The sequence below is a fragment of the Palleniella intestinalis genome (genome assembly GCF_013166595.1).
Classification (GTDB): Bacteria; Bacteroidota; Bacteroidia; order Bacteroidales; family Bacteroidaceae; genus Prevotella; species Prevotella intestinalis.
This window is the reverse complement of sequence record NZ_JABKKG010000005.1, coordinates 237,728-261,903: the sequence shown is the minus strand read 5'-3', so window position 1 is coordinate 261,903 and position 24,176 is coordinate 237,728. Positions and strand designations below refer to the sequence as shown.

18 protein-coding genes and 1 tRNA gene are annotated in these 24,176 nt (G+C 48.6%); 17 read left to right on the top strand and 2 right to left on the bottom strand.

The window, feature by feature from the left end; all coding sequences use genetic code 11:
- Positions 1-105: 105 nt before the first annotated feature.
- The 12 genes from HPS57_RS08975 (at position 106) to HPS57_RS08920 (ending at position 12,929) form a co-directional block, all read left to right on the top strand.
- Entirely contained in the window at positions 106-690 is a 585-nt protein-coding gene (locus HPS57_RS08975; RefSeq protein ID WP_253946521.1) for a sugar O-acetyltransferase, read from the top strand.
- An 84-nt stretch (positions 691-774) separates the two neighbouring features.
- On the top strand, positions 775-1,005 hold the full coding sequence (locus HPS57_RS08970) for a GlsB/YeaQ/YmgE family stress response membrane protein (RefSeq protein WP_172182293.1): 231 nt from the start codon (positions 775-777) through the stop codon (positions 1,003-1,005).
- A gap of 30 nt (positions 1,006-1,035) precedes the next feature.
- Positions 1,036-1,494 carry a PaaI family thioesterase gene (locus tag HPS57_RS08965; RefSeq protein ID WP_172182291.1) on the top strand — a complete coding sequence of 153 codons (459 nt, stop codon included), beginning with the start codon at positions 1,036-1,038 and terminating at the stop codon, positions 1,492-1,494.
- Between the two features lies 1 nt (position 1,495).
- A complete protein-coding gene (locus HPS57_RS08960) occupies positions 1,496-2,614 on the top strand; it encodes a chorismate-binding protein (RefSeq protein ID WP_172182289.1) in 1,119 nt (372 codons plus the stop codon).
- A gap of 7 nt (positions 2,615-2,621) precedes the next feature.
- Positions 2,622-4,307: a 2-succinyl-5-enolpyruvyl-6-hydroxy-3-cyclohexene-1-carboxylic-acid synthase gene (menD, locus tag HPS57_RS08955; protein ID WP_172182287.1), complete on the top strand. Its 1,686-nt coding sequence runs from the start codon at positions 2,622-2,624 to the stop codon at positions 4,305-4,307.
- A 354-nt stretch (positions 4,308-4,661) separates the two neighbouring features.
- Positions 4,662-4,736 (top strand) — tRNA-Val (locus HPS57_RS08950).
- Positions 4,737-5,034: 298 nt separating this feature from the next.
- The gene (purB, locus tag HPS57_RS08945) at positions 5,035-6,405 is read left to right on the top strand and encodes an adenylosuccinate lyase (RefSeq protein ID WP_172182285.1); all 1,371 of its coding nucleotides are present in this window, start codon (positions 5,035-5,037) and stop codon (positions 6,403-6,405) included.
- A 162-nt stretch (positions 6,406-6,567) separates the two neighbouring features.
- Complete coding sequence (locus HPS57_RS08940; RefSeq protein ID WP_172182283.1) at positions 6,568-7,938, top strand: pseudouridine synthase; 1,371 nt, start codon at positions 6,568-6,570, stop codon at positions 7,936-7,938.
- Positions 7,939-8,080: 142 nt separating this feature from the next.
- Complete coding sequence (asnS, locus tag HPS57_RS08935) at positions 8,081-9,502, top strand: asparagine--tRNA ligase (RefSeq protein WP_172182281.1); 1,422 nt, start codon at positions 8,081-8,083, stop codon at positions 9,500-9,502.
- Between the two features lie 300 nt (positions 9,503-9,802).
- Positions 9,803-11,377, top strand: coding sequence for a replicative DNA helicase (dnaB, locus tag HPS57_RS08930; RefSeq protein ID WP_172182279.1), 1,575 nt, complete (start codon positions 9,803-9,805; stop codon positions 11,375-11,377).
- A 206-nt stretch (positions 11,378-11,583) separates the two neighbouring features.
- Entirely contained in the window at positions 11,584-11,799 is a 216-nt protein-coding gene (locus tag HPS57_RS08925; protein ID WP_253946520.1) for a hypothetical protein, read from the top strand.
- 686 nt (positions 11,800-12,485) lie between these two features.
- Positions 12,486-12,929 (top strand): tellurite resistance TerB family protein, encoded by a 444-nt coding sequence (locus tag HPS57_RS08920; RefSeq protein ID WP_172182277.1) that lies wholly within the window; start codon positions 12,486-12,488, stop codon positions 12,927-12,929.
- Between the two features lie 452 nt (positions 12,930-13,381).
- Here the strand turns inward: HPS57_RS08920 and HPS57_RS08915 are convergent, their stop codons facing one another.
- The gene (locus HPS57_RS08915; RefSeq protein ID WP_172182275.1) at positions 13,382-15,211 is read right to left on the bottom strand and encodes an aminopeptidase P family protein; all 1,830 of its coding nucleotides are present in this window, start codon (positions 15,209-15,211) and stop codon (positions 13,382-13,384) included.
- 191 nt (positions 15,212-15,402) lie between these two features.
- Here HPS57_RS08915 and HPS57_RS08910 point away from each other — a divergent pair, with 191 nt between their 5' ends.
- Together HPS57_RS08910 and HPS57_RS08905 are read left to right on the top strand one after the other, a co-directional pair.
- A complete protein-coding gene (locus HPS57_RS08910; RefSeq protein ID WP_135940783.1) occupies positions 15,403-16,401 on the top strand; it encodes a malate dehydrogenase in 999 nt (332 codons plus the stop codon).
- Positions 16,402-16,695: 294 nt separating this feature from the next.
- Positions 16,696-17,259 carry a gamma carbonic anhydrase family protein gene (locus HPS57_RS08905; protein WP_172182273.1) on the top strand — a complete coding sequence of 188 codons (564 nt, stop codon included), beginning with the start codon at positions 16,696-16,698 and terminating at the stop codon, positions 17,257-17,259.
- A 998-nt stretch (positions 17,260-18,257) separates the two neighbouring features.
- Here the strand turns inward: HPS57_RS08905 and HPS57_RS08900 are convergent.
- The gene (locus HPS57_RS08900; protein WP_172182271.1) at positions 18,258-20,327 is read right to left on the bottom strand and encodes an HD family phosphohydrolase; all 2,070 of its coding nucleotides are present in this window, start codon (positions 20,325-20,327) and stop codon (positions 18,258-18,260) included.
- A 157-nt stretch (positions 20,328-20,484) separates the two neighbouring features.
- Between HPS57_RS08900 and gltX the strand changes: the two genes are divergently transcribed.
- The 3 genes from gltX (at position 20,485) to HPS57_RS08885 (ending at position 24,154) form a co-directional block, all read left to right on the top strand.
- Positions 20,485-22,011, top strand: coding sequence for a glutamate--tRNA ligase (gene gltX / locus HPS57_RS08895; protein ID WP_172182269.1), 1,527 nt, complete (start codon positions 20,485-20,487; stop codon positions 22,009-22,011).
- A 107-nt stretch (positions 22,012-22,118) separates the two neighbouring features.
- Positions 22,119-23,369 carry a 3-deoxy-D-manno-octulosonic acid transferase gene (locus HPS57_RS08890; RefSeq protein WP_369811493.1) on the top strand — a complete coding sequence of 417 codons (1,251 nt, stop codon included), beginning with the start codon at positions 22,119-22,121 and terminating at the stop codon, positions 23,367-23,369.
- Between the two features lie 245 nt (positions 23,370-23,614).
- The gene (locus tag HPS57_RS08885; protein WP_172182267.1) at positions 23,615-24,154 is read left to right on the top strand and encodes a hypothetical protein; all 540 of its coding nucleotides are present in this window, start codon (positions 23,615-23,617) and stop codon (positions 24,152-24,154) included.
- Positions 24,155-24,176 lie beyond the last annotated feature (22 nt).

The window sequence follows — 24,176 nt, the reverse complement described above, 5'->3', positions numbered from 1 at the left end:
AATGAAAAATTGTGAAGGTTGGCGGAGATACGGGAAAAAAGTATTATCTTTGCACCTGACAATGAATGTCACGACAAAGGGATTGTTTACTTAGACTTGCTGACAATGAATAAACTCATGGATGATTTGCATGCCGGGAAATGGGTCTACGGCTTTGCTCCGGAGATTCTGGAAATGCTGAATGCGACGGAGAGTTTGTGCTTCAAGCTCAATGCCACACCTCCAGAGAACAAGGAGGAGCGTGAGGAACTGGTGCGCAGGATCTTGGGAAGCATAGGAGACTCTTTCTGTGTCCATTCTCCTTTCCGGTGCGATTTTGGGAAGAACATTTCCATAGGTAAGAATTTTATCTCGAATTTCAACCTTACCATACTCGACGAGGGCATGGTGACCATTGGCGACAACGTGTTCATCGGTCCCAACTGCGGCATCTACACCATTACCCATGCCTTGCTGCCGGACCAGAGGAACGAGGGCGTGATGAAGGCCGCTCCTGTCACCATTGGCAATGATGTGTGGCTTGCCGCCAATGTGGTTGTCCTTCCCGGAGTGACAATCGGCGACGGTGCTGTCATCGGTGCAGGAAGTGTGGTGACGCATGACATACCGCCGTACACTCTTGCCGTCGGCAATCCATGCCGTGTCGTGCGTGAGATAACGGAAGAGGACAGGGTGGAGTGCATAGAATGATTATATTAAGGTAAAAAGGAATTGTGCCGTTTCAGGCATGATAGAGTTAGTGATTCATATTAATAATTTAAAACTTTTACGAACATGATCAGCGGAATAATCAGCGGAATCGTTGCCGGATATATTGCAAGCCGGCTGCAGAAAGGAGAAGGCAGTGGTTGCCTTGTAAATCTGTTCTTGGGACTACTGGGCGGAGTTGTCGGAAGTTGGGTTTTCGGCCTTTTCGGTCTGACTGCTTACAGTTGGATAGGGGAGATGATAACAGCCATAGTCGGTGCGGTCGTTGTGCTCTGGCTGTTCGCAAAGCTGCGGTGACAGTATGCTTGCCGCAATTAAAGTGTATTTATGGATTTAAGCAGTGTGAAAGAGTTGACAGAACGCATCGACGGTCTGTCAACTTCATTAGGTATAACACTTGTCTCCACTCCGGAGATTGACGAGTGTGTAGCGGTCATGAGTGTCGACAAGCGCACAAGGCAGCCGTTCGGCATCCTCAGTGGCGGTGCGACAATGGCATTGGCGGAGACTCTTGCCGGTGCCGGTTCCATTGCCCTGTGTCCTGACGATATGTGTGTTGGAGTGAGTGTCAGCGGCAATCATCTGAAGTCTGTTGCCGAAGGCGATACGGTGACGGCACGGGCACGGCTGTTGAACAAAGGCAGGAGGCTGCATGTGTGGAATGTCTCTGTCACGGACTCTGCAGGGAATCTCATATCGACGGTTAATGTGATGAACTACCTTAAGCGACGTCATGCTGTGACGGAAGAAGAAATGACAAAACAAACTAATACCAAGGAAGTTTGATATGGCAGGCTATGCTGTTTACAGATTACCGAAGGAAGAGAAATGCACCTTCATGATGCAGGCGGAAAGTGTGCCTCTGCACCTTGAATCATGCCAAGAACTTGACGGACACAGTGGGTTCGTCATCGCTCCTTTTGTCGTTAGTGATGACAAGCCGATAGTCCTGCTGCAGCCGGAGACCACCAACACTTATGGTAGTGTTGGCGAAATCCCTGCGGATGTGGCGGAACTGATTGACAAGATGAGTGTGCTTGATGATGCTTCCGCCGATGAAGAAGCATCCGGGGCAGAGCGAGAGCATTACTCCCACGATTTCAAGAACTGCCATGACCGCCTTGTTTCGGGTGTGTTCCGCAAGATTGTGCTGGCAAGAATGTCCGCAGAGACAGTCTCTTGCGAGAAAAGTCCGTTTGCCTTGTTCCGTAAGGCATGTGAGACTTATCCACGCATGTTTGTGGCATTGTTCTCAACACCCCTGAGTGGCACGTGGCTTATGGCTACGCCTGAAGTCCTTTTGGAACAAGAAGGTGACGCATGGCACACCATTGCGCTTGCCGGGACAATGCAGCTTGAAGGTGACGCTTTGCTGTTTGATGTGCCTTTGGGCAATGGCTGCGGAAGCCTTTCACCTGACAACTGTCCGGCTTGGAGTGATAAGAACATACAGGAACAGCGGTATGTCGCGACATATATAAAGGAATGTATAGGGCGTTTCTCCCATGATGTGTCGGAGGCGGGACCTTGCACGGCTCGTGCCGGTAACCTTGTTCATTTGCGCAGTGATTTCCGTTTCGCTTTTGAGGAGGGTGCCGGCGTTGGCAGATTGCTCGACATGCTGCATCCTACGCCTGCCGTATGCGGACTGCCTAAGAATGAGACGTTTGACTTTATCGTCAGGAATGAGCACACTCCGCGCGGATATTACAGTGGTTTTGCCGGACCGCTGGATGTTTGCGGACATACCAAACTCTATGTCTCGCTGCGCTGCATGCACATCAGGGACAGACGCAATTTCCATTTGTATGCCGGAGGAGGACTGCTGCAAGACAGTGTGGAGGAACAGGAATGGAACGAGACAGAGGCGAAAATGGAGACTATGAGGAAGATTCTGAATCATTGATTATAAGATGTATAGCTGCAAGGAAAACATAAACATACTGACATCTTTGCTTGTGAAGCATGGGGTAAGGCATGCCGTTGTGTGCCCGGGTTCGCGCAATGCTCCTATTGTGCATAATCTGAACGAGTGCGATGACATCACCTGTCATCCTGTGACTGATGAGCGTTCGGCAGGGTTCTATGCCATAGGTGTGGCTCTGGCTGCAGGCGGGCCGGTAGCTGTGTGTGTGACATCCGGCTCTGCATTGCTTAATCTTGCGCCTGCTGTGGCAGAGGCATTCTATCGGCATGTGCCGTTGGTTGTTGTTTCTGCCGACCGTCCGATGGCGTGGATAGGACAGCTTGATGGGCAGACGTTGCCGCAGCCTGATGCTTTTGGCGGTTTTGTGGCAAAGTGTGTTGCATTGCCTGAACCGCAGAGTGGTGATGAGCGTTGGCATTGCAACCGCCTTGTCAATGAGGCTTTGCTTGCGGCAGACAGTAATGGTGGTTGCCCGGTGCATATAAATGTCCCGATAACGGAGCCTTTGTTTGTGTTCAATGTCGGCAGTCTTCCTGACGAAAGGGTTATTCGCAGGTTGGGCGTAAGTGGCTTTGCGCCTGAGGCTTGTGAGGGAATTGTCAATAGGGTCTGTGCCTCGTCACGTCCGATGGTTGTTGTCGGGCAGCATAGGTATAGTGAGAAATTGGCAAAGGCGTTGCGTGCTGTATCAGAAAGGGTGACAGTCTTGCAGGAACCGCTTAGTCCTGGATTGGGTGCGGTACATTTTGATGAGGTGCTGTCGTGTGTCATGGACAATGCTGGCTATATGCCTGATTTCATCCTTTATGCAGGTGACACAATCGTAAGCAAGCGTCTGAGGAAACTCTTTCGCAGGCTTTCGGACGTTGAGACGTGGGCTGTGAGCGAAGACGGTGAGGTGCATGACACATTCATGAATCAGACTATTGTCATCGAAAGCTCTCCAGAGGATGTTTTCTGTGGTATTGCTTCATTGTTGGAGGGTAGTGCCAAGTACTTGGAAAACAGTGCAAAGGCGTTCTTTGCGAGGTGGAAGACTGCTCTTGATTGTGTGTCAGAGCATGCTGTGGAGCATGTTCCTTGCTATTCGCAGATGCTGGCAGTGAAGAGGTTTGAGAGCCTTGTTGGTGACAATTGTATTGTGCATTATGCCAACAGTTCTGCTGTGCGCCTTGCGAATATTTATGCCGACCGTTATGTCTATGTCAACCGTGGTGTGAATGGCATAGAAGGGACGTTGTCTGCGGCTGCCGGATTCGCTGCGGTTTGTGACACGCCGGTGTATTGTGTCATAGGCGACCTTAGTTTTTTCTATGATTGTAATGCATTGTGGAATAGTAATTTGCAGGGTAATTTCCGCATTCTTTTGCTGAACAACAACTGTGGCGGGATATTCCACCGGTTGCCGGGGCTTGAATCTTCGCCTGTATGTGGCACTCATATTGCTGGTGCTCATACGGCAAATGCTCGCGGTATCTGTGACGCCCACGGTGTCGGCTATCTCTCTGTCCGTAATGCGGAAGAGCTTGAACTGCAGATGAAGGCGTTTGTTTCCATGGCCTCTGACCGCCCTTTGTTGCTTGAAGTCTTCACCGATGTGACAGAGGATGCGCAGGCATTGGAAGAATATTATTGTGCGTTGCATGGACTTTTTGGAAGAAGCATAGGGTGAATGGTATCTTCTCTTGCAACAAGATGTGACCTCCACCGCCACATAAATTATTTATCATGTTCTCTAATGTCCCCCCCCCCCTTTCATGATTCCCCCTTCACTCTTCTCCCTTCATGCTTCCCCATGGCGCATCATGTTTCCTCATGTTTTATCACGTTCCCTTATGAATCCTCATGCTCCCACATAATATAATAATGTACCTCCACTATCAGTATTAATTTAAATCAACCAAACCAAACTTTTTCTCCATTACTATACAAAAAACTTCTTCAAAACTTGCAGGGCTCGGAAAAAGTGTGTACCTTTGCACTCGCAATTCAGAAATGGTTTGCCTGACACCGTCACAGCGACGACGGGCGCTTAGCTCAGTTGGTTCAGAGCGTCTGCCTTACAAGCAGAGGGTCGGGGGTTCGAATCCCTCAGCGCCCACATCACGTACACATACACATACAATATCTGCACAATATAAGAAGTTGTAAAGAGAATATGATTCTGTGATTCTTCGGAATGTTTCCAAGAGTTGCAGTTTTTTTTATTTTGTGGTATGGGTGGTTGAGGTTGTTGATTATTGTTAATTATTACTTAACAGTAAATAAAAGTAGTGGTGGAAATTCTTTTATTTCTTGGAAAATAAGTATATTTGCACTTTAATTTTATTAAATGGCGGGACAGTCGTATGGCTGTGGACCGCAGAACTAAAGAAAACACGTATTTTCAATAAGGTGCAATGAATCTCGAACTACTTACAGCTATCTCTCCAATCGATGGACGCTATCGTGGCAAGACTGACTGCCTCGCCGGTTATTTCTCAGAATACGCTCTCATACGTTACCGTGTAAGAGTGGAAATTGAGTATTTCATCACTCTTTGTGAACTCCCTCTTCCACAGCTTGCGGGTTTTGACAAGAACCTCTTCCCTGCATTGCGCAGCATCTATGGGGATTTCTCTGTGGCTGACGCACAGCGCGTGAAGGATATAGAGAAGGTGACTAACCATGATGTCAAGGCGGTGGAGTATTTCATAAAGGAGAAACTGGACTCTATGGCTGCCGACGGTGTCGTTGCTGAGGGGTATTTTGAACCATTCAAGGAGTTTATCCATTTCGGACTGACATCTCAGGATATTAACAACACTTCTGTGCCTCTCTCCATAAAGGAGGCTCTTGAGGAGGTTTATTATCCTCAGGTGGAAGAACTTATACAGCAACTGCGTGACTATGCCGCAGAGTGGGACAATGTCTCAATGCTTGCAAAGACTCACGGACAGCCTGCATCTCCTACACGCCTCGGCAAAGAGGTGATGGTCTTTGTCTACCGTCTTGAGGAGCAGCTTGCTCTTCTTAAGAACTGCAAGTTCACTGCCAAGTTCGGCGGCGCAACAGGTAATTACAATGCTCATCATGTCGCTTACCCGGAATATGACTGGCGTGAGTTTGGCAACAGGTTCGTGGCAGAGAAGCTCGGACTTGAGCGCGAACAGTTCACCACACAGATTTCCAACTATGACCACCTTGGCGCAATCTTTGATGCCATCAGGCGCATAAACACTATAATCATTGACCTTGACCGTGACTTCTGGATGTACATCTCCATGGAGTATTTCAAGCAGAAAATCAAGGCGGGCGAGGTCGGCTCTTCTGCAATGCCGCATAAGGTTAACCCTATTGATTTCGAGAACTCGGAAGGCAACCTCGGCATTGCAAACGCTATCCTGCAGTTCCTTGCTGCAAAGCTCCCTGTCAGCCGTCTGCAGCGTGACCTTACAGACTCCACAGTACTGCGTAATATCGGTACTCCGCTCGGACATGGTGTCATCGCCATACAGAGCACACTGAAAGGCTTGCGCAAGCTGATTCTCAATGAAGAGGCTTTGCAGAATGACCTTGACAACACTTGGGCTGTTGTTGCTGAGGCTATACAGACAATCTTGCGCCGTGAGGCTTACCCTCATCCTTATGAGGCTCTTAAGGCTCTCACACGCACAAACACAAAGATGACTGAGGAGACTATCCATGAGTTTGTGAAGACTCTCGATGTCAGCGACAAGGTAAAGGAAGAGTTGATGGCTATAACTCCTTCTAATTATACCGGCATCTGATAAACAGGAATGTGTCGGAAAGGGGGCATGACCAAGTAATTTTATAATTTAAAAACTAAATAACAATAACAGAAACACAGAAAAAACAGACAAGAGACGGCTCGCGAGAGTCAGAGAAAAAGTAATTGAACAGAACTATCATCACTTAATCTTCAAACAAAAATGAACCAGGAATTTGATAAAGACAAGACAGAGAAGGGCTTTGAGGAAAGTGGCCGTGAGGGCTACCGCAAGCCGGCATTCAACAGAGAGTACAGCAGCGAAGGACGTCCACAACGACCACGTACGCGTATCGTTCGCCCACAGTATGGCTCAGACCGTCCGCGCTACAGTAATAACAATGAGGGAAGTTTCCGTCCGGAAGGTTTCGGCTCTGCTTTCCATGACAATGCCCAGCAGGGTGAGCGCCGTCCGTATGGACAGCGTCCACGTTTCAACGGGGGCAATGGCGGCAGCAGCAATTATAACCGAAATGGCTATAATCGTGGCGGCTATGGCCAGCAGAACAGCTACAATAACCAGCAGGGGGGCTACCGTCCAAGATATAACAACAATAATGAAGGGGAAATGAAAGAGGGCGGCTTCCAGCCAAGACCTCGCTATAACAATAATGGAGGCTATGACCGGCAGGGCGGTTATAACCGTGGTGGCTATAACCGCGGTGGTTATGGTCAGCAGGGAGGCTTCAGCCGTGGCGGCTACACCAACCAGCAGGGAGGGAACTTCCGCAGGCCACGTACCTCTGATTATGACCCGAATGCAAAATACAGCCACAAGAAGCGTATAGAGTACAGTGAGGCTCACATTGACCCGAATGCACCTATACGTCTTAACAAGTACCTTGCAAATGCAGGTATCTGCAGCCGCCGTGAAGCTGATGACTTCATACAGGCAGGCTTGGTGACTGTCAACGGCAACGTAGTGACAGAACTGGGAACAAGGGTTCTCCGTTCCGATAAGATTGTCTTCCACGACCAACCGGTGTCAATCGAGAAGAAGGTTTATGTCCTTCTCAACAAGCCAAAGGACTATGTCACCACTTCCGATGACCCGCAGAACCGCAAGACTGTCATGGATCTCGTAAAGGACGCATGTCCTGAACGCATCTACCCTGTAGGACGCCTTGACCGTAACACAACAGGTGTGCTGCTGCTTACCAATGATGGTGAGATGGCTTCCAAACTGACACATCCGCGCTTCCTTAAGAAGAAGGTCTATCATGTCTTCTGTGACAAGAACGTGACGGCACATGACATAAACAAGATAGCCGAAGGCATTGAACTTGAGGACGGACTAATCAAGGCTGATGCTGTGGACTATGCTTCTCCTACTGACAAGAAGCAAGTTGGCATAGAGATACATTCCGGCAAGAACCGTATTGTGCGCCGTATCTTTGAGAGCCTCGGCTACCGGGTCATCAAGCTTGACCGCGTACAGTTTGCAGGTCTTACAAAGAAGAATCTCCGCCGTGGTGACTGGCGATTCCTCACAGAGAAAGAGGTAGACATGCTGCGCATGGGTGCTTGCGAATAACGTAATATTACGTGTGGCATCATACAATAGTGACAGTACACAATGAAAATATGGCAATCCTTGCCTTTTCCGAGGACTGACATCCAATGAAAAGGCAAGGTGTTTTTTTACCAGACATACATATAATAAATAACGTTCATCTATGAAAAGAACAAAAGTTATAGACATCCTTAAAAGCACAGAGTTCGGCAAGGATGTTTGCGTAAAGGGTTGGGTGCGTACCCACCGCAGCAGCAAGGCTGTTGACTTCATCGCTCTTAACGATGGTTCTACTATAAATAATGTGCAGCTTGTCTGTGACACTGACAAGTTTGACGCTGAATTGCTCAAGCAGATTACCACCGGTGCATGTATCTGTGCCGTAGGAACTCTCGTCGAAAGCCAAGGCAAAGGTCAGACATCTGAAATCCAATGCAGCAACATTGAGATTTATGGTCTTTGCGGTGCTGACTATCCTATGCAGAAGAAAGGACAGACATTTGAGTACATGCGCCAGTATGCGCACCTCCGTCTGCGTACCAACACTTTCGGAGCAATCATGCGCATACGCCACAACATGGCAATGGCCATCCATACATTCTTCCATAACAAGGGATATTTCTATTTCCACACTCCACTCATCACAGCCTCTGACTGTGAAGGTGCAGGACAGATGTTCCAGGTTACGACAAAGAACCTCTACAACTTGAAGAAGGATGAGAACGGACAGATTATGTACGATGATGATTTCTTCGGCAAGCAGACATCACTTACTGTGTCCGGACAGCTGGAAGGTGAGCTTGGTGCTACTGCTCTTGGAGGCATTTACACCTTCGGACCTACGTTCCGAGCAGAGAACTCCAACACTCCGCGCCACCTTGCTGAGTTCTGGATGATAGAGCCGGAAATAGCGTTCATGGACTTGGATGAGCTCATGGACCTTGAGGAAGAGTTCATCAAGTACTGCGTGCAGTGGGCTCTTGACAACTGCAAGGACGACCTTGAGTTCCTCAACAAGATGATAGACAAGGGACTTCTTGAGCGTCTTCAGGGAGTCGTGAACACAGAATTCGTGCGCCTGCCTTACACAAAGGGCATCGAAATACTCCAAGAGGCAATCAAGGGCGGAAAGAAATTCGACTATCCTTGCAATTGGGGCGATGACCTTGCTTCCGAGCATGAGCGTTACCTCGTCGAGGAATACTTCAAGAAGCCTGTCATCATGACCAACTATCCGAAGGAGATAAAGGCATTCTACATGAAGATAGACGCCGAGAAACCTGTCTGCATGGGCAAGGAAATGGAGGAGACCGTACAGGGAACCGACGTCCTCTTCCCACAGATTGGCGAAATCATCGGTGGCTCAGTCCGTGAGGAAAGCTATGATAAGCTGATGGGAGAGATAGAGCGTCGCAACATTCCTATGAAGGACATGTCATGGTATCTTGACACACGCAAGTACGGCTCATGCCCACATGCAGGCTTCGGACTTGGCTTCGAGCGACTTATCCTCTTCGTTACAGGTATGCAGAACATCCGTGATGTCATTCCGTTCCCACGTACTCCGAACAACGCAGAGTTCTAAAAAAGCACAAGTAATAGCACAACTTTCAGACAGAAAGTAAACAGAATATGTATTGAAAGGCTGGTTCCTGAGACATGGAATCAGCCTTTTAATATATGTATATTATATTATTTGCAGAATGATATTTTTCAAAGGTTACATGAAAATATAAAATCCTTGCTTCTTGATTCTGAATTAAATTTTATAACTTTGTAGCCGAATAGACAGCAGGCAGGCTTGCAATTGTGCTGAAAACATTGCAGGTCAGGACATTTTGCTGATAATGACAGAAAACAAAAACAAACAGACTATACCACGATTATGCCATCAACAGAAGAAACAAGCCGGCGAAGCAGGACGAGAAGGCAACAGCCTGCGCCGATAGACAACACTTACGGACACTTGCCACCACAGGCATTGGATGTGGAACAGGTGGTGCTTGGAGCATTGCTGATAGACGCTGAGGCATTCGGAGTGGTCAGCGAACTGCTCCATCCTGACACGTTCTACGACCCACGCCATAAGCAAATCTTCACTGCCATACAGACCCTGAACATGAGCGAGCGACCTGCCGACATCATCACCGTGTCGGAAGAACTGAAGAAAATGGGCACGCTTGATGAGGCGGGCGGTGCTCCGTATGTCGTGGAATTGTCCGCAAAGGTGTCGTCCTCTGCCAATGTGGAGTACCACAGCCGTATCCTTGCACAGAAATACATGGCGCGCCAGCTCATAAGCTATGCCAGTGACATAGAGACAAAGGCATTTGACGAGACTGTCGACACCGACCTGCTCATGCAGGAAGCGGAAGGCGCACTGTTCCAGCTCTCGCAGAAGAACATGAAGCAGGACTACACACAGATTGACCCTGTGGTGAAGAAAGCCTACGAAATCCTGCAGAAAGCGGCGGCGAACAGCGGCGGACTGACCGGTGTGCCGTCAGGACTTGACGACCTCGATGCCGTCACCTCAGGGTGGCAGCCCTCCGACCTTGTCATCATCGCCGGACGCCCTGCCATGGGAAAAACCTCTTACGCCCTCTCCGTGGCTAAGAACATTGCCGTCGACTACCGCATTCCGATAGCGTTCTTCTCTCTCGAAATGAGCAACGTGCAGCTTGTCAACCGACTCATCTCCAATGTCTGCGAGATTCCGGGACACAAGATTCTCAACGGCCAGCTGACCAATGAGGAGTGGGCACGCCTTGACCAGAACCTCCGCAAGCTTGATGGCGCACCTCTTTATATAGACGACACTCCCGGACTCTCCGTCTTTGAGCTCCGCACCAAGGCACGCCGACTGGTGAAGGAGAAAGGAGTCAAGATAATCATGATTGACTACCTCCAGCTGATGAATGCCAACGGCATGAAGTTCAACTCACGACAGGAGGAGGTTTCAAAGATTTCCGGCTCGCTGAAAGGCCTTGCCAAAGAGCTTGATGTCCCCGTCCTTGCCCTCTCACAGCTCAACCGTTCCGTGGAAAGCCGTGGCGATGGCGATGCCAAGGGCATAGACTCCAAGCGTCCGCAGTTGTCTGACCTCCGCGAGTCCGGCTCTATAGAGCAGGACGCCGATATGGTGCAGTTCGTCCACCGTCCGGAGTACTACCACATTTTGGAGGACAGTGCCACAGGCCAAGACCTTCGCGGCATGGCACAGATTATCATTGCCAAGCACCGTAAGGGTGCCACAAAGGATGTCCTTGTGTCGTTCCGTGGCGAGTTCACACGCTTCGCCAACAAGAACGAGCGTTATGCTCCGATAGACAATGTCGGTCCTATGGACGGTGAGATTATAAGCTCAGCTCTCGGCGGAGGTGAGAATGACCCTCTTTCCGGTGACGTCCCGCCCTCTACGGCAGGACTTGAAGAGTTGTCAGACTATCCTTATCAATAATAGGATTTTCCAATGCCTGCCGGCACATGAAAAGCCAATATATGGCAAAAGCCAACCTTTCACATTGTAATAAGGTGATATTTCATTATTGAAGTGTCACCTTTTGTTGTTTCTGTACCCTGCATTTCTCCGTTTTTTTCACATAAAGTTTGGTCATTACAGTAAAAGATTGTATTTTTGCATTGCAAACCAAATAATTACATTTTATGGAAAAGGCATATTTTATAGAGACCATGACGATAGATCTTGCAAAGCGTGTGCTTCAGGAAGGCTTGGCAACTGATGTGGAAAGTGCTTTGGACATAGTGTATAATTCAGAGACATACGAGAAAATGTGCAATGAGCATACAGGGCTGATGTATCAGAATCCGGGCTATGTCTACTGTTATCTTAATGATGAGCTGACAACAGGCAAACTATAGCGCGTGACGGTTTGACCACTGTACGGTAAGAGCCGGAACATAATGTGCCAAAGCCTTTGCTCATGCCTGCCGGCACATGAAAAAGCGGAAGACTGCAAATGACAATATGAAAGGTAACCTTTCATCCCGTAAAAGGTAACACTTGACTGTGCAAAAGGTAACACTTTGCATGGTCAAGTGTTACCTTTTGCTGTTTCAACAGTATTTCAATGTTTATTGGATTCTCTGTTTATGAAAAATGCTTGAATGCCTGCTGTTTTGCAAGCAATCGGCTTGTTTTGCTTTCATATGGACAAAAGAGGGTCGTGGGATGACCGGATCTGCACAATGACCGGCATGTCCGGTTTGTATCTTTTTTTGAGGTCATGCACTAAATTTCTTGATAAAAATCATTGCTAATACAGAAAAAATACGTATATTTGCACCCGGATAGAGGCAACTCTTTCCAAGAGATATTTAGAAAATTCGAGGCGTTATGCTTGTCTTGTACATGCAAAGCCTGATAAACTGCCAAACAACGGAGTAGGAAAGGTGGGGATGTCTCCATACACATGCGTGAGACAGTCATTCCCACACCGGTTTCCAAAGGTTTCTCGGACATTGTGTGTTAAGATTAGGGTGTACGGTTCCACGCTTCGATGTTAAATTCAAACGCTCACCGGAACTGAGAGCAAGGACATAGAATTATGGGACTTTTTGACAAAATTTTTCAGTCAGCACCGGAAGAGACAAAGCTGACCCAGCAAGAGGCTTTTGCAGGAATCGCCATTGCAATGGCAGGTGCGGACGGCAGCATTGCCGAATCCGAATGGGCAGGTATCGTAAGTTATATTCGTCGTTTGCGCCTGTACGACAATTTCTCAGGCCCGGCTTTTGACAAGTTGTTCGACAAGCTGTTCAAAATCCTGAAGAAAGACGGTGCAGGAGCTTTGGTAAAGGCTTCAACCGACAACCTTTCTGACGATTTGAAGCTCACGGCTTTTGCTTGTGCCGTGGACATTGCTCTCGCAGACGGCGTTCTTGAAGAGGAAGAGAAGGACATAATCAATCAGCTGGCGGAGTCGCTGGACATCCCTGAAAGCACAGCTATCTCTATCATAGAGGTAATGATTATCAAGAACAAAGCATAATGTGACATTACTTTGGATTGGAGTTGGCCGGAATATCATTTATTCCTTCCAACTCCATTTTTTTTGTTTTTCAATGGATGATGATGCGGATGAACACACATTCAAGACAGAAATGCAGTGTTTTGAATGTGTATATATTAAATTATTACTGTCCGGTAAAACTCCACAAGTTGTTGTGAAATCACATTTTCATAGGAAATGTTTCTCATAAAATGTGGCTCCGCCACACTTTACAGCGAAATCCTGTTGCTGTATGCGAGGATAGGGGCTTGTCATAACTGAAACAGATGAATGATAATGTGTTGTATATGTTTACCGGACAGCAATAATATTAAATAGGAGAAATATTGGATTTTAATGCAATGATATTTCTAAAGATGTCATTATAAATGTTTGCTTTATGCGGTTTGACAGTAAAAATGCGTAAAGCAAACATTTATGATGACAGAGGACTATATCGCTGCACACTCCTCTCTCAGCCATTCCCTTTCGTCAGGGGAGAGGAGAGGGGAGAGGGAGTCGAAGACATGGCGGTGGTAGTCGTTGAGCCATTCGCGCTCTTCGCTGTTTAGCATTTCGAGGATTATAGGCTCCTTGTCTATCGGACAAAGCGTCAGCGGTTCGAATTCGAGGAACGTTGCCGTGGGCGATTCGCAGCCCCTGCCGGCTTTCTGCAGAGGTGTGGTGTAGTGGCGCGTGAGCAGAGTGTTCTCGATCCGCACTCCGAATTTCCCTTCGAGGTACACTCCCGGTTCGTCGGTGACGGTCATTCCGGCATGGAGAGGTGCCGGGCGGTACTCCATCCTTATCTGGTGGGGTCCCTCATGCACACTGAGGTATGAGCCCACGCCATGCCCTGTGCCGTGGAGATAGTTGTAGCCGTACAGCCAAAGGTACTGGCGTGCCACGGCGTCAAGCTGCGTCCCGCTTGCCCCGTCAGGGAACTTTATCCTTTCGAGAGCGATGTGCCCTTTCAGCACGAGTGTGTAAACCAGCCGTTCCTCCTCTGTCAACGGTCCGAGAGGTATGGTGCGAGTGATGTCTGTCGTGCCGTCCTGGTATTGCGCTCCGCTGTCAAGAAGCAGGAATCCTTCAGGCTTTAGCGGAATGTCAGTCGCCTCTGTCGGCTCATAGTGGACTATTGCGCCATGCGCTCCATAGCCTGCTATGGTGTCAAAGGACACGCCGCGGAACAGTTCCTGCTCGGCGCGCAGAACTTCAAGTTTGGCACTGGCAGAGAGTTCCGTCATAGGCAAAGTGCCGATGTTCCCTTTCAGCCATTTCGTGAACCTCACCAATGCCACGCCGTCGCGCAGCATGGCATTGCGGAATCCTGTGATTTCCGCTTCCGATTTTACGGATTTCATTGTCGGAATCGGGGACGCTCCGTTGACAATATGGCACTTTATGCTTTTGTAAAGCCTTTGGTTTACCTCATTCTTGTCGGCAAGAATGTTGTATTCCGGATAGTTTTTCAGTCCTTTTGTTATGTTCCTGTAATCATCCACCGTCACCCCTTCGCCCTCAAGGTAAGCGGCGGTTTCCGGGGAAATCTTCTCCTTTATTATAAATAGAGTGGCACTTTCGGAGGCGATGAGCAGGTAGGCTACAGCCACAGGAGTGCAGTGGACGTCACTGCTTCTGATGTTCAGTGTCCATGCTATGTCGTCAAGGGCGGCCACAACCATGCCGTCGGCGTGCATGCTGCGCAGTGCTTTGCGTATGCGTGAAAGTTTTTCGTGCGCACTCTCGCCTGCAAATCCGGCAGGCTGCACCTCCACCTGCGCGGTAGGGAGTGGTGGGCGGTCAAGCCATATCTCGGCAAGCGCGTCAAGGTTCGTGCGCAAAGTCAGCCCTCCGTTTGTGCGGAGCTCCGCAGCAAGTTCCTCAGCTTCCGCCGCAGAGCACACTGTTCCGTCGATGCACACCTCCGTGGAGTTGCCGCCGGCATACCTCTCTTTCTTGAAAATCTCTTGTGAAATCCACTCTGGTATGGACGGTGTGCCCGGCATCTTCATCTTCATGAGTTGGAATTCCGTGCCCTCCAGTTCGTTGTCAGCCTGTATGAAGTATCTGGAGTCCGTCCAAAGGGCAGCCGAATACATGGTGACGACAGCCGTTCCGGCAGAGCCTGTGAATCCGCTTATCCATTTTCTTCCCTCCCAATGTTGAGGCACATACTCCCCGCTGTGCGGGTCGGTGCTTGGGATTATTACTGCACAGAGTTTCTCCCGTGCCATTATTTTGCGCAATGCGGCAAGTCTTTCTGCAATGTTTTCCATGTTCCTTGTTTTATAGTGGTGTATGTTGAAAAACGTCGTTTTAGGCATGTTTTTCATCAAAAAAGTCACTTAATATATGCAAAAGTAAGAAAAAATGTTATAATGGCAAAGATTCTATGGGGAAATATTTTGTGTTCTATGTTTTTTTTCTTAATTTTGCAGAGGAAAAACGATTAAACAATAATATAACGATGGCATTTTTAACAGACGACAAACTTGTAATCGTTGGTGCCGGTGGCGCTATCGGTTCTACTATGGTACAGACAGCTCTTACAATGAAGCTGACTCCTAATGTATGTCTTTACGACGTTTACGCTCCGGGAATGGAGGGCGTTATGGAGGAAATGTTCCACTGTGGTTATGACGGTGTGAACCTTACTGCCACAACAGACGTAGCGGAGGCATTCAAGGATGCTAAATATATCATCTCTTCAGGTGGCGCGCCACGTAAGGCAGGCATGACACGCGAAGACCTTCTCGCAGGCAACTGCAAAATCGCTGAGGAACTCGGCAAGAACATCAAGACTTACTGTCCGGACGTGAAGCACGTTGTGGTTATCTTCAACCCTGCTGACCTCACAGGTCTTGTGACACTGCTCTACTCAGGTCTGAAACCGGGTCAGGTGACAACTCTTGCCGCTCTTGACTCTACACGCCTCCAGTCAGCTCTCGCAAAGAAGTTCGGCTGCAAGCAGTATGAGGTGACAGGCTGCGCTACTTACGGCGGTCACGGCGAGCAGATGGCAGTGTTCGGTTCTGCAGTGAAAGTCAATGGCACACCGCTTAACGACCTTATCGGCACAGACAAGTGCTCTGAGGAGGAGTGGGAGCAGCTGAAGGTTGACGTTACAAAGGGTGGTGCGAAGATTATCGAGCTTCGCGGACGCTCTTCATGGCAGTCTCCTGCATATTGCTCAGTGGAGATGATTCGCTCAGTAATGGGTGGCGAGAAATTCCGTTGGCCTGCAGGTACTTACGTACAGAACGAAAAGTACAACCACATCATGATGGCTATGGACACCACTCTCGATGAGAATGGCTGCACATACAAGATGCCACAGGGAACAGCTGAGGAAATGGCTAAGCTTGACGCAAGCTATGAGCACCTCTGCAAGATGCGTGACGAGCTTGTTACTCTCAACATCGTTCCTGCTATCTCAGAGTGGAGCAAAATCAATCCAAATCTCTAATCCGCTTCGGCTGGTAAGAATTGAGGATTGGCAGTCCGGAAACGGACTGTATGGAATTGATACTCTCGACCAACAAAAGTTGGTAATATAATTCTCTCTCTTTTTCTAAGGTTGACAGTTTTGTTGACCAGCCTGAGTAATAAGTTGTGAAACTTGTTACTCAGTTTTTCTTTTTAGGCACCTCTGTGTGTATGTTTTGAATCCGTGGATGTAATGTTTTACATTCGTGTGTGTATAGGAGAGGCAGGGAGAAATTGATTATAAACAAAAATAATAATATACAGATTAAAAGCTATGGCTCTTATCAAATCATATAAAGGCGTCACTCCTAAATGGGGGCGTGACTGCTATTTCTCGGAGAATGCCACTCTTGTCGGCGATGTGAGGTTGGGTGATGAATGCTCTATATGGTTCAATGCCGTCGTGCGCGGCGACGTTGCGCGCATCATCATCGGTGACCGTTGCAACGTGCAGGACGGTTCTTGTGTCCATGTGACGAACTTTGGTGGGGAGGAACGCCCTGCGGAGGAGTTTGTGAACGGTCATGACTGCCTGCTGGAGGACGATGTTACGGTAGGGCATAACGCCACTCTCCATGCCTGTCATGTGAGGAAAGGTGCATTGATAGGTATGGGTGCGACAGTCCTTGACAAGGCTGTAATCGGTGAAGGTGCTGTCATTGCTGCCGGAGCCCTTGTGCTTGGCGGCACTCATGTGGGTGACCACGAGATATGGGCAGGCGTTCCGGCGAAGATGGTCAAGAAGACGCGCCCTAACCAAGCGGAGTCTTTCGCGCAGCATTATGTCGATTACAGCAAGATTTATCTTGCAGAGGACGCAGAGGAACACAAAGGGTAGTAGCTCCTGGACAATAGTAGCATGGGGCATTAGAGATTATTGGTGTCTGTAAAATTATTCTTCAAAATGGCTTGCCGTGTGAGAGGGTGTGCCAAAATGCCCATTTTCAAAAATCCGACTTCCAATTTGTAAGTACAGCCTCTGCAATGTAGAAAAACAATTCTCAAACAATCAAGCATTCAGCCTCTACCGCGTAGCTGTTGAAGAAAGTAGCCGTGGGTCGCAACCCACGGAGTATAAATGTAAGTGTTTGATTACAACCGATTTATCGGTCGAACAAAGGAAAAATTCGCTTATTGTTTTACCGATAAATCGGTCGGTTGGAGATGCTCTTATTCCAATCTATTGCTGTCCGGTAAACATATACAACACATTATCATTCATCTGTTTCAGTTGTGACAAGCCCATATCCTCGCATACAGCAACAGGATTTCGCTGTAAAGTGTGGCGGAGCCACAGCCTTTACGGTAACCGCCGGCTTCAGCCGTGCGGCTATAAACAGAGGAGCTCACTTTGTGTGGTGGAACCACACTCTTTTATTGTGGGTGTAAGGAATTGAAACAGAAAGGAGTGTGGCGCTGCCACACAACTAATAGAGATTATCTCTAGTCCGCACGGCTGAAGCCGGCGGTTACCGTAAGGGCTGTGGCTCCGCCACATTTTATGAGAAATATTTCCTATGAAAATGTGATTTCATAACAACTTGTGGAGTTTTACCGGACAGTAATAATTCCAATCCTTTTTTCAACCGCTACGCGGTAGTTTATAGTACTAAACTTGCAAATGGTAACCTTTGAAAACATCGGTTTGAGTTTTGACACACCCTCTTACTGCACAAAAACATCCGGACATTGCATGCACAAGCGGAGATAAGTTAGTCCACAAAATTAAACGCCATTATTTTCAATCGTTATGTATGGATTTGTCTTTCGCATTATCGGCGCTGTTATTTTTGTGGACTAACTTATATTCATTTTACCGGTAAGGCATCCTTTGTATCAGTCCTCGTCCTTCTTAGGCGCATGGAGTTCAGGGTAAGCTATACGGGTGTGGTAAATAGCCTTCAGGCGTTCGATGAGGACATCCTTCGCCGTCTGAATGTCACGGAACGTTATCGGACAGTCGTGGAAGAATCCGTTCTGCACCTGCGAGTCGATAATCTTGTCGACCAGTCCTGCGATGGACTCCTCCGTGTACTCCTTCAAGGAGCGTGAGGCAGCTTCAACACTGTCAGCCATCATCAGGATAGCCTGCTCGCGCGTGAATGGATTAGGACCGGGATAGCGGAAGAGGGCCTCGTCAACCTCCTCGTCAGGGTGCTTGTTCTTGTACTGGACATAGAAATAGGAAACAAGCCCGTTGCCATGATGAGTGCGTATGAAGTCCTGAATCACACCAGGCAGTCCCTCTTTATCCGCCAGGCGCAGCCCTTCTGTGACATGGCTGATGATCACTTGTGCGGATTCCTGCTCCGAAATACGCGTATGAGGGTTGATGCTTGCCTGGTTCTCTGTATAGAATACAGGATGTCGCATCTTGCCGATGTCATGGTACAGTCCGCCGACACGCACCAATAGAGCGCGTGCACCAATGCGTGAGGCAATCGCAGACGCAAGGTTGCTCACCATGATGGAGTGCTGGAAAGTGCCCGGAGCGACCTCCGACAGGTGGCGGAGGACCGCCTTGTTTGTGTCGGAAAGTTCAAAGAGCGTCACCGCAGAGACAAAGCCGAAAGCCTTTTCCACAACAAACATCAGCGGATAGGCAAGGAGCAGAAGCACCGCATTGGCAACAAAATGCGGGAAAAGTCCGAGATTTATATCCGCCACACCCTTTGCCTCAATCAGTTGCAGTGAGACAAACACAAGGAATTCCGTCGTCACCACCGTAAGTGCTGCCGTGAACACTTGTGAGCGATGGGAAAGTTCGCGGAGTGTGTAGATAGCTGCCAGACCGCCGGCAAGCTCTATCGCAATGAAGTCAAACTGTTTCTGCACCGCCAAAGCACTCAGCATAACCACCGCTGCATGTGTTATGAATGCCGTGCGTGAGTCAAGGAACACACGGACGAACATAGGGGCCATGCACAGAGGAATGACATAGACGCTGAAAAAATGATGGCGCATTACGAGTGACACTATGCCCGTAAGGATGATGATTATCGTGTACAGCATCACATAGGAGCTTGTCTTCTCGAAATAATCGCTGCGGTAGAGCAGGAGATAAAGCGTAAAGAGGGCTATCACTATGAACACGAAGAGTGCCTGCCCTCCGTAGGTAGTAAGGATTTCCGCATGGGTGGCTTTCTGTTTCTGGTATTCACGGATATACGATGTTATGGCAGCATAAGCCTTCTCATCGACAACGACGCCGCGGTTTATTATCTCCTCACCCACCTGTATGATGCCGGAAGCGGTCGGAATACTGCTCAGCAGGTCGTTCATCTCCATTTCCGTCCTGTCCTTGTCAAGCAGGATGTTCGGTTCGAGAAACTCATTGAGGTTGCATTGCTGCAAAGCCTGCCGCTGTTTCTGCATGGCAGGGTCTTGGAACAGCCATTCATAGGCTGTCAGCGGCGTCATGAACCGGCGCACGGGGACACTTGTTGCCGTGTTCCCGGAGACAAGGCGGATGCTTCGTGTGCTGTCTCCTGCCGCAGACTGTGCCACATCGGCATTGATGATTCCCATGTCATAAGCCTTCCTTATCCTCTTTGCCACATAGGCGGAATAGGAACGCGAAAGGCCGTGGATGCCATCCAGGAACTCCTCGTTGAACTTCTTCAGCGCACGCTCCCTCACAGTAACCGATACACTGTAATACGGTTCAAACCCCTGCAGCAGAGAGTCACGCTCCTGCTTCAGCACCTCCTCACTTTTGTAAATGGGGATTTCCGTCTCGGCAATGAGCTGGTCGTAGTGCCATGGGTGGTTCAGTTCGTACACGAAAGACACACCCGGGTCATGCGGCATTATAAGTACCACAAGCACTGTCGTGACGACTATGAGCCAAGAGCGTTTCAACAGGTTCTTCCAGAACATGCCACTCTGAGTGTAGGATTTTGCCATATTTTCAACCGTTTGTTTTCTAACTGAGTGCGAAAATACGAAAAAAAATTCGGTTTTGTGCAATAAATATAGTAATTTTGCAGAAAATTATGAAATTCATTCCATTGGGGCAGAGCAATGTGCTCTGTGCCTGAAAGAAAGAAAACTTAAAAACAAAATGTCAGAAAGAAAAGTCAGAGTACGTTTCGCACCGTCACCGACCGGTGCACTGCATATCGGCGGTGTGCGCACCGCATTGTACAATTACCTCTTTGCCAAGCAGCATGGTGGCGACCTTGTGTTCCGTATAGAGGACACTGACTCCAACCGCTTTGTTCCGGGGGCAGAGGAATACATCATCGAGTCATTCCGCTGGTTGGGCATAAAGTTTGACGAGGGTGTCAGTTTCGGCGGCGACAAGGGACCTTACCGCCAGTCAGAGCGTCGCGAGATATACAAGGAGTATGTCCGCCGGCTGATTGATGCCGGCAAGGCATATATTGCGTTCGACACTCCGGAAGAGCTTGAGGCGAAGCGCAACGAGATAAAGAATTTCCAATACGATGCACACACACGCCTCATGATGCGCAACTCCCTCACCCTTTCGAAGGAGGAGGTGAACGCTCTCATCGAGGACGGACAGCAGTATGTCGTCCGATTCAAAATCGAACCGGGACAGGATGTCATGGTAGATGACATCATCCGCGGAGAGGTGCATATCAAGAGTGACATCCTGGATGACAAGGTGCTCTACAAAAGTGCCGACGAACTCCCGACCTATCACCTTGCAAACATTGTCGATGACCACCTGATGGAAATAACACACGTCATCCGTGGCGAGGAATGGCTTCCTTCGGCACCGTTGCATGTATTGCTCTACAAGGCTTTCGGATGGGCGGACACCATGCCACGCTTTGCCCACCTGCCACTGCTCCTCAAACCGGAAGGAAAGGGAAAACTGTCAAAGCGCGACGGTGACCGTCTCGGATTCCCTGTCTTCCCACTCGAATGGCACGATCCAAAGACAGGCGAGGTTAGCTCCGGCTATCGTGAGTCAGGCTATTTCCCTGAGGCTGTAGTCAATTTCCTTGCACTCCTCGGCTGGAATCCGGGTACGGAACAGGAGATTTTCACCCTTGACGAAATGGTTGAAATCTTCAACCTCGAGAAATGTTCCAAGGCAGGAGCGAAGTTCGACTACAAGAAGTGCCAGTGGTTCAACCACGCCTATGTGCTGCAGAAGTCTGCCGAAGAGATAGCCGCACTCTTTGCACCGGCAGTGGCAAACAACGGCATCGACGAGTCCATGGAGCGCATTACCGAGGTTGTAAGGATGATGAAGGACCGCGTGACCTTCGTTTCCGAGCTTTGGGGACTCTGCTCTTTCTTCTTCATCGCTCCTTACAGCTATGATGAGAAGACTGTGAAGAAACGCTGGAAAGAATACTCAGCACAGCAGATGACAGAGTTGAAAGATGTGCTGGCAGCCCTTGAAGATTTCTCTGTGGAGGCTCAGGAGAAGGCTGTCATGGCATGGATTGGCGAGAAAGAGTACAAGCTCGGTGATGTAATGAACGCTTTCCGCCTTTGCCTTGTAGGAGAGGGAAAAGGTCCGGGAATGTTCGATATTTCCGCTTTCCTTGGCAAGGAAGAGACCATAAAGCGTATCGACGCTGCCATAGCGGCACTGAACGCTGAAGCATAAGGCACAGTGGCAACCTATAACGAAGGACAGTCCTTGACCGTTTGCCGTGCAATCCACGGACATGACGGCAAGGCAGCAGCCTTCAACAACTCAGTAATACTCGAATCGTGTATCAAATAGGACTTTGGATGTACTTGTGCGCCGTGGCAGTGCTCAGTCTCTTTGACAGGAAGGTAAGAGCAATGTGGCGTGGCGAGCGCCGGGCTATCGGCACCATAAAGAGCAAACTTGATCCTCAGGCAAAATATGTCTGGGTACATGCCGCATCACTCGGAGAGTTTGAACAGGGCAGGCCTATCATTGAGCATATCAAGCAGAAATATCCGCAATACAAGGTTCTGCTTACGTTCTTCTCCCCTTCCGGCTATGAGGTTCGCAAGGATTATGAAGGCGCAGACATAATATGCTACCTGCCACTTGACACTTTCCGCAACGCACGCCGCTTCCTGAACGCCATACATCCCGTGTGCGCCTTGTTCATAAAGTATGAGTTCTGGTACAACTACCTGCATATTCTGAAGCATCGTGGCGTGCCAGTTTACAGTGTCGCAAGCATCTTCCGCCCTGACCAGATATTCTTCAAATGGTACGGAAAAGGATATGGCAAGGTGCTGAAATGCTTCACGCATTTCTATGTACAGAATGAGCAAAGCAAGCAGTTGCTCGCCACTCTCGGCATTGACAATGTCTCTGTCACCGGCGACACACGCTTCGACCGTGTGATTGCCATAGCGGAACAGGCACAGAAGATTGAGGCTGTCGAACGGTTCCTTGCAGCAAACAAGGGGAAGAAGGTCTTTGTCGCCGGCAGTTCATGGCTGCCTGATGAAGAGATTTTCATACCTTATTTCAAGTCGCATGACAATTGGACGCTGATCATTGCTCCTCATGTCATCGGCGAGGAACATCTACGCCGGATAGAATCCCTGCTGGAAAGGAACGGATATTCTCACCAACGCTACACCGAACTTGCAGAGGGCAAGGTGGCAGCTGTGTCGGATAACGGCAAAAACGCCATTATAATAAACTGTTTCGGCTTACTTTCCTCAATCTACCGTTATGCCGATGTGACGTATGTTGGTGGCGGTTTCGGTGTAAGCATCCACAATCTGCCGGAAGCGGCGGTATGGGGCAAGCCTGTAATCTTCGGTCCAGAGAACAGCAAATTTGCAGAAGCACAGGGCCTGAAAGCCTGCGGTGGCGGCATAGAGATTACGGATTACAGGACTTTCTCTGCCGTAATGGACAGGTTCAGCGCGGACGCTGAATATCTCGCCGAATGCTCCAAGGCTGCACATGACTACGTTGAATCGAAAGCAGGAGCAACAAAGGCTGTCATATCAGCCCTGAACCTGTAAAAGAAGCATACATAAAAACGCGCTAAAGGATATATTTAGATCTCCTTTAGTGCCGTTTTTCGTTTCCCTACTGAGCCTCTGAAACTCTTGAAACAAAGGATTCAGCCATGGGTGATCTTATGCGGAATCATGAGGATTTGCTCTTGTTTTTATGAAAGCAAAAGACTTGGAGACACATTATATAAATCAATTAATATTCCCCGGCTATTTGCTTTCAGGTGCCAGCACTTGGTTGTGTCAAAAACATGAATAAGTTATTTCATATAATATTATGTATAATATCCGGAGCCGTTATCAGCTCATGTATAGAGATTAACGGTTCGGGATATTTGCGGCTTACGGAAGAGGAAAAGTCGCATGTGAAGGTGTGCACAAGTCCTTTGGACAGTGTTAGCAATGACGGCAACCTGTACACAGTCAAGGTGGAGCAAGTCAAGGAGTATGTGAAAAGCAAGCCGAAGGTTCTTGTCTACAGTTATCTGCCGTTCTGCCCAGCAAGCCAAAATCCTGCGGAAATGAAAGAGTATTGTGATAAGAATGGCTTGGATTTTATAGTCATCTCTTCGGTGTATGACGGGATTCTTCCCATACCACGGACTTTTACATTCCCTGTTTTTGTCATCGACCTGACACCGTATGATACGGACAATTATCAGAAATATGGTGACGAGTTCTATTCCGCTTTGACGAATGATGATTCCGAAAACAGGCAAATAAGTTCATGCCACTTATTTCAGAATGGGAGATATGTGAAGAGTTTTTCACTTGGGAACGTGCATGAATAGCTTTTCCTTGGAATTTATTGTT

Excerpts from the sequence above, each read along its gene's own strand:
- HPS57_RS08975 (WP_253946521.1), top strand. The coding sequence starts at position 106 with ATGAATAAACTCATGGATGATTTGCATGCCGGGAAATGGGTCTACGGC.
- HPS57_RS08970 (WP_172182293.1), top strand. The coding sequence starts at position 775 with ATGATCAGCGGAATAATCAGCGGAATCGTTGCCGGATATATTGCAAGC.
- HPS57_RS08965 (WP_172182291.1), top strand. The coding sequence starts at position 1,036 with ATGGATTTAAGCAGTGTGAAAGAGTTGACAGAACGCATCGACGGTCTG.
- HPS57_RS08960 (WP_172182289.1), top strand. The coding sequence starts at position 1,496 with ATGGCAGGCTATGCTGTTTACAGATTACCGAAGGAAGAGAAATGCACC.
- menD (WP_172182287.1), top strand. The coding sequence starts at position 2,622 with ATGTATAGCTGCAAGGAAAACATAAACATACTGACATCTTTGCTTGTG.
- purB (WP_172182285.1), top strand. The coding sequence starts at position 5,035 with ATGAATCTCGAACTACTTACAGCTATCTCTCCAATCGATGGACGCTAT.
- HPS57_RS08940 (WP_172182283.1), top strand. The coding sequence starts at position 6,568 with ATGAACCAGGAATTTGATAAAGACAAGACAGAGAAGGGCTTTGAGGAA.
- asnS (WP_172182281.1), top strand. The coding sequence starts at position 8,081 with ATGAAAAGAACAAAAGTTATAGACATCCTTAAAAGCACAGAGTTCGGC.
- dnaB (WP_172182279.1), top strand. The coding sequence starts at position 9,803 with ATGCCATCAACAGAAGAAACAAGCCGGCGAAGCAGGACGAGAAGGCAA.
- HPS57_RS08925 (WP_253946520.1), top strand. The coding sequence starts at position 11,584 with ATGGAAAAGGCATATTTTATAGAGACCATGACGATAGATCTTGCAAAG.
- HPS57_RS08920 (WP_172182277.1), top strand. The coding sequence starts at position 12,486 with ATGGGACTTTTTGACAAAATTTTTCAGTCAGCACCGGAAGAGACAAAG.
- HPS57_RS08915 (WP_172182275.1), bottom strand. The coding sequence starts at position 15,211 with ATGGAAAACATTGCAGAAAGACTTGCCGCATTGCGCAAAATAATGGCA.
- HPS57_RS08910 (WP_135940783.1), top strand. The coding sequence starts at position 15,403 with ATGGCATTTTTAACAGACGACAAACTTGTAATCGTTGGTGCCGGTGGC.
- HPS57_RS08905 (WP_172182273.1), top strand. The coding sequence starts at position 16,696 with ATGGCTCTTATCAAATCATATAAAGGCGTCACTCCTAAATGGGGGCGT.
- HPS57_RS08900 (WP_172182271.1), bottom strand. The coding sequence starts at position 20,327 with ATGGCAAAATCCTACACTCAGAGTGGCATGTTCTGGAAGAACCTGTTG.
- gltX (WP_172182269.1), top strand. The coding sequence starts at position 20,485 with ATGTCAGAAAGAAAAGTCAGAGTACGTTTCGCACCGTCACCGACCGGT.
- HPS57_RS08885 (WP_172182267.1), top strand. The coding sequence starts at position 23,615 with ATGAATAAGTTATTTCATATAATATTATGTATAATATCCGGAGCCGTT.